This window comes from Salinivibrio sp. ES.052, assembly GCF_900141775.1.
GTDB lineage: Bacteria > Pseudomonadota > Gammaproteobacteria > Enterobacterales > Vibrionaceae > Salinivibrio.
This window is the reverse complement of sequence record NZ_FSRI01000003.1, coordinates 574525-590710: the sequence shown is the minus strand read 5'-3', so window position 1 is coordinate 590710 and position 16186 is coordinate 574525. Positions and strand designations below refer to the sequence as shown.

Below are 16186 nucleotides of genomic sequence, written 5' to 3'. Positions count from 1 at the left end.
TCTATTTTTCATCTTGGTCATGGACAGGTACATTCACTCCCATCATTGAACCGCTGTTCAAATTTATCCAGAGATAAAGAGGTAATCGGTATGCAGAACGCTTGGTGGCATGATGCCGTTGTTTATCAAATCTACCCACGCAGTTTTTACGACACCAATGGTGATGGCATTGGTGATCTTAACGGAATTCTCGAGAAGCTCGATTACTTACATTGGCTCGGCGTCAATGTGTTATGGCTATCGCCGGTGTACCAATCGCCGATGGATGACAATGGCTATGACATTTCCGATTACTGCGCGATCGCGCCTGAATTTGGCACCATGGAAGACATGACGCGCTTAATTGATAAAGCCGGCGCGCTTGGCATCAAAATCGTGATGGATTTGGTGGTCAACCACACCTCCGACGAACACCCTTGGTTCCAAGCCGCGCTTCACGACAAAAACAGTCCTTATCGCGACTTTTACATTTGGCGCGATGCCAAACCCGATGGCAGTGCACCCGATGATCAAGGCTCCATATTTGGTGGCAGCGCATGGCAATGGGAGCCAAACACCGAGCAGTATTACTTTCACTTGTTCTCCAAACGCCAGCCCGATCTGAACTGGGAAAACCCCGCCGTCCATGACGCCGTGTATAAAATGATGAACTGGTGGATTGACAAAGGCATTGGCGGATTCCGCCTTGATGTGATTGATTTAATTGGTAAAGAAATCGATAAAGGCATCACTGGCAATGGTCCGCGCCTTCACCCACTGCTACAGGCTATGAACCGGGCCACATTTGGCGGCAAAGACTTGCTCACCGTCGGCGAAACATGGGGCGCAACGCCGGAGATCGCCAAGCTTTATAGCGCACCGGAACGCAATGAACTCTCCATGGTGTTCCAATTTGAACACATTACCGCTACCTGGAAAGACGGCGATAAATGGCAGCCCGTGCTGTTGGATGTCGCCGCCCTTAAACACGTACTGTTCAAATGGCAACAAGCGCTGGCCGATAGCGGTTGGAACTCACTATTTTGGAACAACCACGATTTGCCTCGCGCGGTGTCCAAGTTCGGTCACGACGGTCAATATCGGACCCGCTCGGCAAAAATGCTCGCCACGACCTTGCATCTGATGAAGGGCACTCCCTATATCTATCAAGGGGAAGAAATTGCGATGACCAATGTCGCCTTCCCGTCTATCGACGATTATCAAGACATCGAAACCCGCAATTTTTACGACTTGCGCGTCGCGGAAGGCGTTGACCCAGACACCATGATGGAGGCGGTATACCAAAACAGTCGCGATAACGCGCGCACCCCGATGCAATGGGACAACGCCCCGCAGGCAGGCTTTACCCAAGGGACGCCGTGGTTACCAGTTAATCCTAACTACACCACCATCAATGTGGCACGGGCGACTGAAAATAGCGGCTCGGTACTTTATCACTACCGTGAACTGATTAAGCTGCGCAAGCAATACCCAGTGATCGTAAACGGCCAGTTTGCGCCTGTGGCGGAAGAGCATTCGGATGTCATCGCTTATGAGCGCTTCGACGACACCCACCGTATTTTGGTGATCAGCAACTTTAGTGAGCAAAAACAAACCATCAACCTCCCCGCGCACTGGCACGATAAGGCCTTAAGTTGTTTAAGCTACAACATGGATCCGGTTAAACAGTTAAGCTCTACCTACACACTGGCCCCTTATGAGTCATTTGCAGTGATGCAATAAAGGGATACTCGGTACCCCAATATCATCAAGACGGTGTGATCGCGCCTGCAGATATCTACGGGCGCGCGTCTGCTCAGGCTGTGTCGACAACATAAAAACCTGCACCTATAGTTAAATTTGTGAACGATGGAGCAGTGTGATTGGTGTCCAACCGAAAGAGCAGTCTGATTTTTTGTGTGCTTTTTTGCTTGCTTCTCGGTGCAGTAGCAACAATGGGCTTGGTACGCTCGTTGCAGCAGGAAGAAGATAAAGCCCGTGGGCGCGTCGAAGGCGTGAGTTTTTTGATCGCCGAATGGATTGAAGGCTCATTTCAAATTACCGACTATGTCTTGAGGGATATTCTAGGGCATGTCCAACCCGAAGACCTTGTATACCCCCATCCGGATCCACACACGAATCAACGTTTAACAGCGCTGATTGTCTCCAAAATGAATACGGTTCCTCATGTCATTCTCGCCGGCTTTTTTGATCAAAACTGTATTATCACTCATGCCAACAGCGATGAAGTCGGCTGGGATGGCAGCCATCGAGACTACTGTAAGGCACTGCGAGACTCTCCCGACCGAAATACATTCGTCTCCAATGCGTTTAAAAGCACAACGGGCCCACTGAATGTCACCCAATCGCGAAAGTTTTTGCCGGACCAACCCGGCTTTCACGGTTTTGCAGCCTTGGGCGTTGATCTCACCTTTTTCTCTAAATGGGTCGAGCATATTTCCATAGATCCCCTGGATGTGGTCGCTATCACTGACAAAAACCTTCGATTATTGGCAAGAAAGCCCGCTAAGCCGGAAACCTTGGGTCAACTGATTGATGATCCTATCGTTGAGGCTTTTATCACATCCGGGCAAACCGACAAGAGCTTTCGCGCCACCTCACCGATAGATGGCGTTCCACGTTTATTCAGTATTCGTAAAGTCGAGGGGCTCCCTTTTTATGCCGTGGTCGGGGAGGCAGACCAGCATTGGCAGGCAGATTGGCGTCATCAGGTGAGAGTCGCTGTGGGAGCGCTGATTGTATTGTGGTTACTCGCCCTATTTACACTTCGCACCTATTGGGATCAGTTAAACTACCTTTCCGAGCTCAAAATAGCGCGTGACAAGCTAGAAGATCTCAGTATTACAGACTCGCTCACCGGTTTGGCTAACCGACGTCGTTTTGACGACGTTTTAAGTGCCGAATATCACCGCCTGAGGCGAATCAACGCATCTATATCGCTGATTATGATCGATTTAGATTACTTTAAAAACTTCAATGACACCTATGGTCATTTGGCGGGCGACAGATGTCTAAAGGCCGTTGGCGAGGTGATTCGACACAGCCTCAAGCGCCCACAAGATTTGGCCGCGAGATATGGTGGCGAGGAATTTTGTTGTATTTTACCGGAAACCCAGCATGCAGACGCCGTATCGATTGCGATGACCATTAAAGCGTCGATTGCAGCACTCGGTATTCCCCACAGCAGATCCAACGCCGCTCGTCATGTTACCGCTAGTTTGGGGGTTGCAACCATTGAGTGTACGCCAGACATCTCGCCTGACTATCTTATCCACTTGGCGGATAAACGCCTATATTGGGCGAAGAACAATGGACGTGATCAAGTGGGATTTGAGCAACGCCCAGCGCGCCATACGAAAGACGATTAACCCCCTCTTACGCGCCATAAGCTACTTATACCTATGGCATTAATACATATACCCAAGCCAATCCATATGTCCTGCAGGCCATGATTTATCTTTCATCGGTTTAACGTACAATTCATCGACATACTCGACCGCAACGCCATAGTTGGTATGTTCATGGATGCGCAGCCAAGAGGCATGTGACTCGACGAGCTGAAAGCCATTGGCCACATAAAAATCGTGCAGCTCAGAAATAAGAATAATGAAATCAACATCTTTATCTCGCGCATAGTCAGTCAGTTGCGCCAGCATACCCGAGCCAACCCCCTTTCTTTGCCAAGCGCTGTCGATGCAAAAATCACTCACGCCTAACACTTTGTATACCTCACCACCGACATTCACTGCTCTGTAATCCAGCCCCATATAACCAATCAGTTGATTGTCGTGGTACTGCAAAGCCCGCATGTGGAGAAGCTGCTTATGGTAAGAACGGGCAACTTGATGGTCAGGAAATGCCTTGTTTCTAAGCGCTTGAATAGCCTCATGCTGCGCGTTCGATACTTCGATTTCTGGGCAGATTTTCATGTTTAAACTATTGATAATAAATCCATTTATTCAATTATTAACTAGCTCGCCATATTAATATGGTTCCATATCATGTTGGCTCATAGATCACGGAAAATGTGTTTTAGCTCACACAATAAAAATGGCGGCTTCTACGTAGGAACCAGAAAAAAAACGTAACCTAATCAACATTCTTAATGGTTACCTTTGCCTCTGTTTGACTGGTAATCGTCTTATGGTGCCGACCATTAACGAAATGTAGTGCTGAATAATCACTGATATTGATCTAATTCGCTTTGCTGTTCTCCCATCATCCAACCACCACCGCCTAATGCGACAAGGTGTTTATCCATTATATGCCCTATTTTTTAATGACTATTGAAATTCGTCACCCTGATTTTTTAAGGTTTTATGCCCGCATCTTGTACAAACTTCATATCGATCGATTAAGTCCAACGATGCACCAACAGGACTGGCAACACCACCAAAGAAACCGTCTAGAAAAGCCTTAAACTGTTCTTTTTTACTTTTCCCATACTTCGAAGGTTTTTGCTTTATGGTTTCTTTATGCTCAGTTTCTTTCCCACAATTCTCACAAAATATACTATTCATTCTAATTCCTTAGGGCTTTTAAAACCGCATTCATTATTCGATGCATCTAATCGCTCCATTTAACCACTTTCACTTTGAAGTCTGGTGGATATTGCGCTGTCTTTTTACCCGTTTTATAGGCTGGCATGCTGACCTCCTCAGGGCGTCGATGCGTGTCCAGTAAAACGGATCAAGTCCAAGCCCCTTATTGAGGCGTTTGTTATAGGGATTTTGCTAGGTTATTTAACTCGTTCCCACGCTCCTGCGTGGGAACGGGAAGTAATGTCTAATGGCCCTGTCACATGATTGGCAGGCAGCGGTGAGTCGCAGTAACAGACCTTCTATATGTGTTTGCTGTAAGCAATGACTTAATGGCGGAAATGACAGAGCGAAGTAGACGACTTTGTTGTTCGAGAGCATTGGCTGCTGGCGCAGCCAAAAAATGCTATTGCCTATTGACCGGAGAAGGGCTCATATGTGTTAGTTGCCCATCTCAAGTCCGAGTGCTAACATTTGTACACACAACAATAAAGGAATACATCATGGACACCAGAATTCAATTTCGTGTTGATGAAGAAACAAAACGCCTAGCACAACAAATGGCTGAGAGCCAAGGGCGCACACTGAGTGATGCTTGCCGTGAACTTACTGAGCAACTCGCTGAACAACAAAGAAAAACATTATCTCACGATGCGTGGTTAACTGAACAAGTAAACCTAGCATTTGAGAAGTTTGACTCAGGAAAATCCGTTTTCGTTGAGCACCAAGCTGCTCAATCTCGAATGGAAGAGCGTAAAGCCAGAATCCGTAATCGAGGCAAGTAATGATTTTATGGGAAGAAGCGTCACTTAACGATCGTGAAAAGATCTTTGAGTTTCTCTATGACTTCAACCCTGAGGTGGCAGACAAAACTGACAGCCTCATTGAAGCAAAAGTAGAAAACTTGCTTGAACAACCTTTAATGGGCGTACAACGAGATGGCATCCGCGGACGATTACTCATTATTCCTGAGATTTCGATGATTGTCTCTTACTGGGTCGAGGGCGATATCATCCAAGTTATGCGTGTACTCCACCAGAAACAAAAATTCCCTACGGATTGATTGCTTCCTCTGGAGAACTAACGCTGAGTACAGTTGTAAAAATACAGAGCGCTACATTTTGGGGAGCACAATTCGTGACAAGTATTTTTGTCAATTGCTTCGATTTTTTAGGTAAATTTCCACCCAACTGCCTTTGCTTCATATTCTTTTATAAAGCTATTTTTGTAATCAATGTAAACATCTATGTCATTGTTACAAATTGCTGCTCCCGCCCTTTTTATTTCTCCATATTTAAACGCAACATCTGGAAAAGCTCTTAGATAATCACGAAATGCCAGATGCCTTTTAACTTCTGGAGAATCTACTAAAAACGCATGAACCTGATGAGTTCGTTGTATTCCACCTTTTTGGAAATAACGGCGATCTTTGATACCAAACTCTCCCTTCACCAAATAACCCAGAGAAGCCATCTTTTCTGATTCGTCATCTAATTTATCAAGACTTTTTACTTCCAAAAGCATATCGATGATTGGTTTGGCACATAATCCTTTAACCGATGTACTACCTATATGATGTATCGAACAAATATTAGCTGTTGCTAAAACAGAACTGATTAGCTCTTTTTCTCTGGCAAATTCGTCTAACCATTGCGGCTGATAATCAATGACTTCAATAATTCTTTGACTCATAACTTCCTATTTAAATAACGAATGACATGTATTCCCCCCTCTTAAAGATCTACCACACTGAGGTGCGGCCTTTAATACCGGAGGTAACCATGTCTACTCAATTCTTTTGTGGCGTTGATCTCGCCAAGCACCACTTTTCTCTTCACGCGGTGGACGACCACGGAAGAGTCATTCTCCATAACTCGTTCCCACGCTCCTGCGTGGGAACGGGAAGTAATGTCTAATGGCCCTGTCACATGATTGGCAGGCAGCGGTGAGTCGCAGTAACAGACCTTCTATATGTGTTTGCCGTAAGCAATGACTTAATGGCGGAAATGACAGAGCGAAGTAGCCGACTTTGTTGTTCGAGAGCATTGGCTGCTGGCGCAGCCAAAAAATGCTATTGCCTATTGACCGGAGAAGGGCTCATATGTGTTATGTGAATTCTACCAGCGTTCGATGACATTGATTAATTGCTCTTCGGCAGCCTTAAGCTTTTCTTTGTCATCAGGCCAGATTACTCCAAAGTCACGAAACCGATAACTTGGAACTAATAAGCTTTGCCGAATGCGTTGCAGTTCATTTTTATGTGATGAAGTTCTTGATAAAACGGCTAAGTTGACCAACAGTCGCTCAAACAGACGATACAGTTCATTTCTCTTTTCCTGAGGCAGTGAAACAGTCGCAGGCAAAACCTCTACACACAAGACAGCTATAGCTTCTTGGCATTCTATTAGCCGAGTGATGCTTGATTGCCCTTTTGATTGTACCTTCCACGCACTTAACGCAAGATAACCAACGTAAGCAGCACACAACGTACCAAAACCTGCCAATATTGTCCCAATATCGACCAGCCATTGGAATGCGATTGTTATGAACGAAGTTGAATTTGCATGTTTTCCCATTAACCAGCCAAAAGAAACTAGGCATAAGATAGCCACTAATAACCCCGCTATCGCACTACTAAAACGATATTTCACTGCTGACTATTTCCTCTATTCACATAACGCCAAGGTAACGGGCCGCTTTGGAGCAGAGCCGAAGGCGGCGCGGAAAAGCGGTCCCGTTGACCACCTAGTTATGCATTTTCTTCCTCAAGATCGGCCAAGTCTTCTTCAGTAACCCAATCTGCAGTTTCGGGCAAAACCTCTTGGGACAACCATTCAAAAATATCTTTGTATACAGCCTTGACAGGGAAGCCCTCTACTTCTCTTTTACCTGCCCAAGTTAAATGGACGGATACCACCTCTCTTTGTATTTCCCCATTCACAACCTTGAATCCGGCAACATCGTCGAAGTCTTGTCGCCTAGCGAAAGGGTAAAAATCCTCTCCAGTTTCTTTTTGATATTCCGCTCTCAAGCCTTCTTGACCGGGATTTTCGATGAACCACCACGGAAGAAAGCCTTCAAATCGATGAGCTTTTAGCCAACGATATTCGATTGGTAATTCCATAGGTTTAATTCTTATTTGATACATGACGCTTGTAGTTGCGTCGGGTACAGATCGCAACATAGTACACGTCCGATAACATGCACTTGTTAGGCCGCGTTGCGCCATATGCCTCGAATTTAGTTTGCTGCATTAAATAGATATTTTCTGACGTTCTCGACATAACCACGTTGCAACCACTCATCACTTCCGGAGTGCAATTCGTCGCCAGAAATTTGTCCCGTGCAGCCGTTTTTTATGAGTGAGGCTACTCTACTTTGTGTACGCTTTAATGTAAGCATAGTCAGAGTTGCTGCTGCCTTTAAATAGAGAAACTGATATTAGCCCTTGCAATGGCTCCCAGCGTTTTGTAAATGAATTACTGAAAGATGGACTTTGTTTCTTGAAACCTAGTAATTGTATTGTTTCATCAGAAAATGGCTTGTCATCAATACCTTCAACCGTTATCCAATCCGCTTTTCCTTTGATAAATACAATTTCAGCTTCTGCTTTTTTAAATTGGCACTTCTCGCCATATTTTGATGAGCTACAAGATGTTGGCTCCCCGATGATTTTAGCCACATCAGCCTTGCTTTTCCCTACTAATGCAGGGACATCAATAACAACCTCCCCAGCTTGTACTACTCCAGAAAGAAGAAGACATATAGCTATCAACATTTTATTTCTCATAGTGAGTATTTCTCCATTGGTAACTCATAACGTTTGCAGCATGCGCGCCCATGGAATGGAGCCGAAGGCGCAATGTAATGGGCGTCGCCGTGCCTGCACTGGTTATGTGCTGCTACGGCGCTGCACCACGGTTTTATTGATGATGCGTCGATTGATCTTCTGCTTCCAGGCTACTTGCTTGGGTGACAATTTCCGTTTTCGGCGGGTATCCATCAAGAACTTGTATTCTTGATCAAAGATGTAGCCAAGCTTGAAAGCATGGTAGATCAAGTCTTCGTTTGCATTAGCAGTGTCATCTGACGCTATTCGGCGGAGCCCAGCGAAAAGATTTCCGGTCTCAATGCCGATGAAACGATTAATACAGACATTGCCGACGTAGGTTGTGTTTCCATTGATCTGATTGCGGATGTAGCAGTGTTCTTTGATGTCTTGGCCGCAGGGGCAGCTATCAAATTCTTCACTGACCTCCACCCCAATGAGCGCCCATTCAGTTCTCGCGGTATCAAAATCGGTTGCCACTGAAAGGGGAAGGATATGAGCAGCCAACCGTTCTCTATTGTGATCCACATTTACCTCCCCATACACACATAACGCCGCGCTCTGCGGCAAATTTGAAGCGCAGCGTAAAATTTGTCCGACAGCAGCGCCTTGTTAACCTTCACTCGAAGAGCTGCCTATTTATCCAGTTGCCAAGATCGTTTCTGTCAACTTTTCCAAGTATATATTTATCACGGTATACACGGTCGAGAGCACCACGGGTTAGAAAACTGGTTGTAACAAGTATCCCTTTGCTCGCGCCGAACTCATTCCGAACATCAGCTAGCTCTCGAATAGCTGAAATCCCCACTTTGCTTGATGTCTTGTATTTTTTTGCCTGCCACAAAGCTTTATACAGCCCAGCTTCCTTCATATCTTTAACAGCAACGATATCAACGCCACCATCCTTTGTGCCGTTCATTAATTCAATTTCATAACCATCGGCCTCAAGCAATCTGGAAATGAGAATCTCAAACTGACGCCAAGACAAGCTTTCTAGCGAAAAACCAGGGGCTCTTAGTTGCTCAAGAAGCAGAATGCTTGGTGAATATCTGGCAATCTCTATCTGTGTTTCTGGGAGCCTTATGATTTCAGGCTGATAGATGAACTCGCGCCCGATCTCGTGGGTCCAATCGAATGTATGCCCCCTAACCGGTATCGAACTCAAGTACAGAAGCTTACTATTTGGATTTTGACGCAATACTTCTTCGCCTAGGTCTTCCGTTCTTTTACTAAGCTTAGCTGCTTCATCAAATATGAAGATGGAATCCTGCCCGGTTACAACTTCTTCGAACTCTTTCTTACTTCTGATTATTGACTGGTAGGTTAAAGAGGCACTGCGCTGCCCGAAGGTGGTGTCAATCTCCATACCTATTTCACGTGCAACATGCGCCCATTGATACTGCAGCATTTTTCTGTCGGATACGACAACCACCCTAGAAACATCACCCTTCTCAATCTTCCCCTTAGCAGCACTTAAGGCAGTAATCGTTTTTCCGGTACCTGTCACAGCAATTAGCAGAGATTTCTGAGCGTCAGACGACAGATACTGATCGACAAAATTCTGTTGCCAACTTCTTAGCTGCATGTTTTTTTCTTTGCCTCTCCTGGTTAACGCCTCAAACACCGGCGCCGTTTACAGCGTCCGAGTGCTTTGACTTGTTAGTATTTTCATGAGTAACTTTTATTGGCAAAACTGCCTTCATGATGTTTTCTAGTTTACGAATATTGCTTTTTGAGCGATTTTCAGGAGAAAACATAACGCAGAAGAAAATGAATTCATCAAACTCCACAAACCCAGTATACTCAGGCGTTGGGTAATTTTTAATCCTGGCAACCCGTAGCTTTGTTTGTACATCTTTGCGACTTATTGTTGGCAAAAACTCAATATTGCACTCTGAATCAACCTCTCGAAACCGCTCTTCCTGGAACTTTAATAAATCTTCTAATGAATCATCATCTTTACGCCTATCCCAGAATTGAACATACATAAACTCACGAACCTTCATTGCTTCGTCTAATGTTCTTCCTTGTTGATAAAGAGTCGCCAACCAAGCTGGTGTAGTTTGTCCATCAACAACCCAGCCAAAGGGTGACGGGATTAATGCGCCGTTAGTTCCGGAATAGGGAATGGCACCATGAGATTGAAAAGCATATAGATTTTTGAAATTGAGCACTTCCAATTCAATTTCAGTAGAACCGAAGTGCGCACGATTATATGCTGCCTCGGTAAATCCTTCTTTAGAGATTAGCAAACCTTTATGAGCACCGATGTCTTCCAGCATACTTATGTAGCTTTCAACAGCTTTTACATCGACCTTTTTATTAAAATACTTGCCGTCAATGGCGATAACTATTCTGTTTCCTGCAACATATTGCTCTATAAGAATGTCAATTTGCCGCTTGACCTTTGAAAACAACCCTTCTTTCTTCGCATCCAAAGTTATTTCAGCATCCGGATACTGTTCCTTGAAATAATCATAGATTTCCTTTTCGTACTCTTTCCAGTTCATGATTCTCTCTATGTTGGAATGCTAACGCCCGCTTAAGGGGCTGACAACGCAAAGCACTGAACTTAAATTAACAGCCGTAATCACAAATGTTAATTTGAACTGAGAGCACCACGCGTTGGCTGTCCCTCTTGAAGCGTTTGTTATGCTACCTTTTTGCCATTGGATGGCTTGGATTCAATTGAAGAAGATCCCACAAGTTTCCATACAAGTCTTCAAACACTGCTACCGTTCCATAGTCTTCTTCTGTTGGCTCGCGGACGAAGTTAATACCAATCGATTTCATACGCTTAAAGTCACGCCAGAAATCATCAGTATTTAGGAACAGGAATACTCGACCACCTGCTTGATTCCCAATGAAATCATGCTGCTCTGGCTTCGAAGCTCTGGCAAGTAACAACGTAACACCATGAGAATTTGGTGGAGCCACAACCACCCAACGTTTGTCTTGTTCAGGTTGATGAGTATCTTCAATAAGTTCAAATTTGAGTTTGTTTACATAAAAATCAATGGCTTCATCATAATCTTTTACAACTAAAGCAATATGGACAATGTTCTGTTTCATAGTATTCCTTATTGAAGATTTCGACTGGTAGCATAACATTGTATTAGTGCGCATGCTCGATTTGCCAAAACCGTTATACGCAATTTTTCTTCCCTAACTCACTGTTATAAATAATATTTATCGCTTTTAGGGTTTGTGTTTTTTCCGCGAAAGTGTGCACGCCGCCTATCTCCGGTGACACGTTCACATTATCACCACACCTACTTTCCTAATCTGTTGATTATATTGGTTTTCCACTTTCGCGTTCTGGGATAGTGTGAATGAGCGCCGACAAAGCGTGCACTCAATTGGCGTGCTTCCACCGATAAGCTGGTTATCCATGGCTCTTCACCGGATGTGGTGGAAAGTGTTTCTTTTCAAGTTTTCCGATTAATTGGAAAATGAGGAAACACTCTGCACTTGAGCCCTGAATCAGATGAAAGATACAGCACTCTATCAAGCGATCCTTGGACTGATTCCGCCATGGACTGTCGACTCTGTCCAGGTGGATAAAACGAGCCAACGTATTACCGTGACTATCATGTACGAAAGTCATTCAAGCGTTGCTTGTCCAACATGCTCGAAAGCGGTAAGAAAGCATGACTCTCGAAAGCGGATATGGCGTCATTTGGATACATGCCAATACGAAACATATCTTGAGGCCCAAGTTCCACGTGCTGACTGTCCAAAGCATGGGGTTCAGACCGTTTCTGTTCCTTGGGCATCTCCTGGAAGTCGCTATACCGAACTCTTTGAGACAAAGATTATTGAAACACTTCAGTTCACTTCTCTTCTCTCTGTATCTAAAGCCTTTCGACTGAGTTGGGGAGCCATTGATCGGGTAATGAAAAGGGCTGTTTCACGAGGGCTCGCCCGGAGAAATTTAAATAAGGTAGAAGATCTGTTGGTAGACGAAACTGCCTTTTGCCGAGGGCATGATTATGTCACGGTGATGTCGAGCCGAACGGGCCAAGTTCTCGCTGTTGCCGACGGTAAAAGTGAACAAAGCTTAGCAAACTGCTATCGAGTGCTGCCTAACATCGCTAAACAACAGGTCCGCTCAGTCTCGATGGATATGAGCCAAGCTTTTATGAATGCAACCGAGTCCTTCTTTGGCTCACGCTCTAAACGCCTGATTGCAGTTGATCATTTCCACGTGGCAAAAGTGCTCACCAAAGCTGTTGACGATGTTCGCAAGCAAGAGGTTAACCGTCTACCGCCATACCTTAAACGAGAGTGCTACAGAACGCGTTATGGCTGGCTCAAAAGAAATAGAAACCTCACTGGTCGCTTGAGGGAGCGTATAAACAAATTGGCCAAGCTCATGATAGATACAAGCCTTAGCTGGTTGCTCAAAGAGCAAGCAAGACTAATCTGGTACGGAGGTTCGATCAGAAGCGCAAGGAATCAATGGCTAGAGTGGCTTGCTTTAGTTAAGGCAAGTGGAATTAAACCATTGATGACAGCAGCGGCGACAGTGAAAAAGCACTTACCAGCAATCCTTAATGCAATGCGGCTGAAGGCATCGAATGGCCTGGCGGAAGCTATAAATGCCAAAATCCAATACATGAAGCTTAGAGCTAAAGGCTTTAGAAACAAACAACGGTTCAAGACAGCGATACTGTTCTATTTTGGGGGGCTTGATATGACTTTCCACCATGAACGATGAAGAGCCTTATCCATCCAGTATTTACCACGCTACCGCCGATCAGTTTTCGGCACCTAACAGACCTTTTCTCCTTCCATTTTGGTGCCCAGTTTATCAAAGCAATGAGGGCTTTCCTGTACTTTATTGCCCAAAATGTTAGCAGAGGCTATTTTTTAGACTTTTATTGGCATTATCAGAGGATTGCGACAATTAGGGCAATGAGCTGTAAAGCAGCTATACGTGATGAAGGCGGCACGGTACTGCGGCGGTGGACCCCTTGATGTAGATGCTGCCACAACAAGGAGTCGTTATGCTTGCCTCTGTTAACCCTCGGCAGAAAATGCCTCATGGTACGATACTTCCCCTTGGGGAAACTCATCGGAGAATGAGAGTGCCTGGAAATACTCATCGGGCACACCAGGAAAAACCAGCCCATCGACCACCGTGAACCCGAAACGGCCATAAAAAGCAGGATCACCGAGCACCGTGCAGCCAGACGCTCCCATTGTCTCAAGGACAGCAAGTGATCTTTGCATTAGCTGAGATCCAATGCCTCGTCCTTGAAATTCAGGGATAATCGATATTGGTCCAAGCCCAAACCAGCCGCTTGTACTATCTGAGAGCGTGACCGGTGAAATCGCAACATGTCCCACAATGTCTCCATCCACTTGCGCCACCAGTGAGATCGTTAACGCGCCCGCGCGGCGAAGGGCATCCACAATGAACTGCTCGGTATGATCAGCATGCTGTGTGTTTAAAAACGCCTGCTCTGTAACCTGATGTATTTTCGCCTCGTCGCCGAATGCTTCATTCCTTATTTCAATGTTCAAATTCAACCTCTTACACGAATTAGCGCCCAACCAAGTAGTGAGTAACCCACCACTCAAATTTACATCATTCTACCGTATACACTAAAACTCATTGCAACCCCAGAGCGCCAACCTAAATGGTTAGGTTTGTGCCAAGGCCATGAGATAGTAGTCGCCTAGGCTATCAGTGCCTCTATTGATCCTGAGAAAGCCGTGCGATTCGTAGAAACCCACTGCTTTTTCATTTTTCACCATGCACTTAAGGCTCAAACGGCCACATAGCGACTTGGCGACAGCAAGCAGCTGAGTTCCAATATTTTTGTTTTGGTATTCACTCGAAACATATAAGTGATGGATGAAATTATCTGGCTCCCAGATAGCGATAAAACCGACGATCTGTTCCCCGAAAAAAGCCACTAAAACTCGTTCACCATCAGTATCTCGTTCAAAGTCCGAGAGACGATAGTCACTGCGGTCTAGCCAAGAAAAGGTAGAAATCCTCGTACTTAAATAGAGCTCACTTAAGGCGACCGAAAATTCACGACTGTACTCTTTGATTTCCATATATTCCCTTTTGGAGCCTAACGCCGCTAACACTGTCCGAGCTTAGCGAGGTCCATAACGAAACGTGCGCGATGGAGCTTGGCCTTGTTCAAGGTTGCCATGCGGGTATTGACGCAGCCAAGTCTTACCATAGCACCAATGTGTGAGATATCAGGGGATTATATCATTACGATTATAAAACCAATTTACCATGCAGCGAGTATCACATAAGGTTAAAAATCAAATAACCATAACAAGGACCGTTTAAATGCCGAATAATCATATAACACCGTGGGGGTTATCCGCCCTATTGGTTGCCTCTTCGCTGACCACAGCGGCACCTGCCATGGGAGCCGATGGCAAGCGCGACCGCATTGAAGACCCGTGGATCCAACACGTTGTCGCCTTAACCGGAAATAAAAAACCGCAAGACCCCGATCCCGCCAGCTATGGTATGAACCCTAAAACGGGCCAGTTTGTTCACCCTAAAGAGACCTATCATGCCTATGAGGCAAAGCCATTCGAGGGAATGCTTGATGCTTGGGATGATCAATCCTACAACAAAAACATGACAGTTGAGGCGTATTACCCTATTACGGTTGAACCCTTCCACACTTGGCAAAATATCGTCGATTTTGATGGTAGGCGTTATCGGCGTTGTTTCCTAAATCATTGAACTTATCATCCAAGCCGCGATCAGATCGTCAACGCCTCAAACAGGTCTTAGATGATGAGCAAAGCCAAGTACAAAATCAGCAATTGGAAGCAATACAATCAAGCATTGATTAACCGTGGTTCAATTACCTTTTGGGTTGATGACACCGCTATCCAGACTTGGCACTGCAAAGAGCATCATGGCAAACGAGGCAGAGGCTTTACGTATACCGATGGTGCCATTGAAACCGCGCTGATGGTTAAAGGTATTTTCAAGCTCCCTCTTCGCGCCCTGCAAGGCTTTCTCGACTCGATATTTGGTCTGATGGACGTACCGCTAAAATCGCCGTCATACAGCTGTATCAGTAAACGAGCGAAGACGGTTGAGGTTCACTACCGACTACCCAGTCGTGGGCCCGTTGCTCACGTCGTCATTGATGCCACCGGTTTAAAAGTGTTCGGCGAGGGAGAGTGGAAAATGCGCAAACATGGCAAGGAAAAACGCCGTGTTTGGCGCAAGCTGCATCTCGCGATTGACGACAGTACACATGAAGTGATCTCTGCCGTTGTTAGCTTGGCATCTGTCGGCGACAATGAAGCCCTACCGACGCTGCTCAATCCGTTACGCCGAAACATCGCCCAAGTCAGTGCTGATGGCGCCTATGATACAAAAGCCTGCCATCAAGTGCTCAGGAGAAAAGGCATCAAACCAACCATTCTACCGCGCAGCAATGCGGGTTACTGGGAGGACGGCCACCCTCGCAATGCAGCCGTCAGCGCCTTGAAATCGGGTAACTTGGAAGACTGGAAACAAGAAGAGGGTTATCACCAACGCTCTCTGTCAGAAACAGGCATGTCCCGATACAAAACGTTACTTAGCCCTAAGCTGACTCTGCGTAATTACAATGCACAAGTTGGCGAAGCATTAGCCAACGTGAAAGTGATGAACAAAGTCATAAGACTCGGTATGCCTGTTAGCTATCGAGTTGATTGATGGGAGCAATCCTATTGGGATCAGTGCGTTAGGGGAATGATTTGATCAACAACGCCGGCGTTATCTGTATCAGTATGTTCGGCGCGATTTAAAGATCTTTGATATTACCAACCCAAAAGA

19 protein-coding genes and 1 pseudogene are annotated in these 16186 nt (G+C 45.5%); 8 read left to right on the top strand and 12 right to left on the bottom strand.

Features of this window, described 5'->3' with window-relative positions; genetic code table 11:
* The first annotated feature begins 90 nt into the window (after positions 1-90).
* Entirely contained in the window at positions 91-1722 is a 1632-nt protein-coding gene (locus tag BUQ98_RS15580) for a glycoside hydrolase family 13 protein (protein WP_074214690.1), read from the top strand.
* Between the two features lie 212 nt (positions 1723-1934).
* On the top strand, positions 1935-3368 hold the full coding sequence (locus BUQ98_RS15575) for a diguanylate cyclase (protein ID WP_074214689.1): 1434 nt from the start codon (positions 1935-1937) through the stop codon (positions 3366-3368).
* A gap of 39 nt (positions 3369-3407) precedes the next feature.
* Here the strand turns inward: BUQ98_RS15575 and BUQ98_RS15570 are convergent, their stop codons facing one another.
* A complete protein-coding gene (locus BUQ98_RS15570) occupies positions 3408-3929 on the bottom strand; it encodes a GNAT family N-acetyltransferase (RefSeq protein ID WP_074214688.1) in 522 nt (173 codons plus the stop codon).
* A gap of 354 nt (positions 3930-4283) precedes the next feature.
* Positions 4284-4520, bottom strand: coding sequence for a hypothetical protein (locus BUQ98_RS15565; protein WP_074214687.1), 237 nt, complete (start codon positions 4518-4520; stop codon positions 4284-4286).
* Positions 4521-5041: 521 nt separating this feature from the next.
* Here BUQ98_RS15565 and BUQ98_RS15560 point away from each other — a divergent pair.
* A complete protein-coding gene (locus tag BUQ98_RS15560; protein WP_069586513.1) occupies positions 5042-5323 on the top strand; it encodes a type II toxin-antitoxin system TacA family antitoxin in 282 nt (93 codons plus the stop codon).
* Positions 5323-5601: a type II toxin-antitoxin system RelE/ParE family toxin gene (locus BUQ98_RS15555; protein WP_074214686.1), complete on the top strand. Its 279-nt coding sequence runs from the start codon at positions 5323-5325 to the stop codon at positions 5599-5601. The genes BUQ98_RS15560 and BUQ98_RS15555 overlap by 1 nt, the downstream gene beginning before the upstream one ends.
* A gap of 107 nt (positions 5602-5708) precedes the next feature.
* Here the strand turns inward: BUQ98_RS15555 and BUQ98_RS15550 are convergent, their stop codons facing one another.
* Entirely contained in the window at positions 5709-6230 is a 522-nt protein-coding gene (locus BUQ98_RS15550) for a GrpB family protein (RefSeq protein ID WP_074214685.1), read from the bottom strand.
* 89 nt (positions 6231-6319) lie between these two features.
* Between BUQ98_RS15550 and BUQ98_RS17300 the strand changes: the two are divergent.
* A pseudogene (locus BUQ98_RS17300) lies at positions 6320-6427 on the top strand (IS110 family transposase); the annotation flags it as partial.
* Between the two features lie 228 nt (positions 6428-6655).
* Here BUQ98_RS17300 and BUQ98_RS15540 read toward each other — a convergent pair.
* From BUQ98_RS15540 to BUQ98_RS15510, 7 genes are all read right to left on the bottom strand, one after another.
* Positions 6656-7189, bottom strand: coding sequence for a hypothetical protein (locus tag BUQ98_RS15540; RefSeq protein ID WP_074214683.1), 534 nt, complete (start codon positions 7187-7189; stop codon positions 6656-6658).
* 98 nt (positions 7190-7287) lie between these two features.
* A complete protein-coding gene (locus tag BUQ98_RS15535) occupies positions 7288-7662 on the bottom strand; it encodes a hypothetical protein (protein WP_074214682.1) in 375 nt (124 codons plus the stop codon).
* 249 nt (positions 7663-7911) lie between these two features.
* Positions 7912-8328, bottom strand: coding sequence for a hypothetical protein (locus BUQ98_RS15530; RefSeq protein WP_074214681.1), 417 nt, complete (start codon positions 8326-8328; stop codon positions 7912-7914).
* Between the two features lie 102 nt (positions 8329-8430).
* Positions 8431-8895, bottom strand: coding sequence for a hypothetical protein (locus BUQ98_RS15525; RefSeq protein WP_074214680.1), 465 nt, complete (start codon positions 8893-8895; stop codon positions 8431-8433).
* Between the two features lie 91 nt (positions 8896-8986).
* Positions 8987-9952: a restriction endonuclease gene (locus tag BUQ98_RS15520; protein ID WP_074214679.1), complete on the bottom strand. Its 966-nt coding sequence runs from the start codon at positions 9950-9952 to the stop codon at positions 8987-8989.
* Between the two features lie 31 nt (positions 9953-9983).
* On the bottom strand, positions 9984-10877 hold the full coding sequence (locus BUQ98_RS15515) for a restriction endonuclease (protein WP_074214678.1): 894 nt from the start codon (positions 10875-10877) through the stop codon (positions 9984-9986).
* Between the two features lie 145 nt (positions 10878-11022).
* Positions 11023-11439, bottom strand: coding sequence for a VOC family protein (locus tag BUQ98_RS15510; RefSeq protein ID WP_017045395.1), 417 nt, complete (start codon positions 11437-11439; stop codon positions 11023-11025).
* Between the two features lie 415 nt (positions 11440-11854).
* Between BUQ98_RS15510 and BUQ98_RS15505 the strand changes: the two genes are divergently transcribed.
* Positions 11855-13087: an ISL3 family transposase gene (locus BUQ98_RS15505; RefSeq protein WP_074212231.1), complete on the top strand. Its 1233-nt coding sequence runs from the start codon at positions 11855-11857 to the stop codon at positions 13085-13087.
* A gap of 302 nt (positions 13088-13389) precedes the next feature.
* Here BUQ98_RS15505 and BUQ98_RS15495 read toward each other — a convergent pair whose 3' ends face one another.
* Both BUQ98_RS15495 and BUQ98_RS15490 read right to left on the bottom strand, forming a co-directional pair.
* Positions 13390-13896: a GNAT family N-acetyltransferase gene (locus tag BUQ98_RS15495; protein ID WP_074214676.1), complete on the bottom strand. Its 507-nt coding sequence runs from the start codon at positions 13894-13896 to the stop codon at positions 13390-13392.
* 120 nt (positions 13897-14016) lie between these two features.
* Entirely contained in the window at positions 14017-14439 is a 423-nt protein-coding gene (locus BUQ98_RS15490) for a GNAT family N-acetyltransferase (protein WP_074214675.1), read from the bottom strand.
* Positions 14440-14686: 247 nt separating this feature from the next.
* Here BUQ98_RS15490 and BUQ98_RS15485 point away from each other — a divergent pair, with 247 nt between their 5' ends.
* Positions 14687-15094 (top strand): hypothetical protein, encoded by a 408-nt coding sequence (locus tag BUQ98_RS15485; protein ID WP_074214674.1) that lies wholly within the window; start codon positions 14687-14689, stop codon positions 15092-15094.
* A 54-nt stretch (positions 15095-15148) separates the two neighbouring features.
* A complete protein-coding gene (locus BUQ98_RS15480) occupies positions 15149-16066 on the top strand; it encodes an IS5 family transposase (protein ID WP_074214787.1) in 918 nt (305 codons plus the stop codon).
* The last annotated feature ends 120 nt before the right edge of the window (positions 16067-16186 follow it).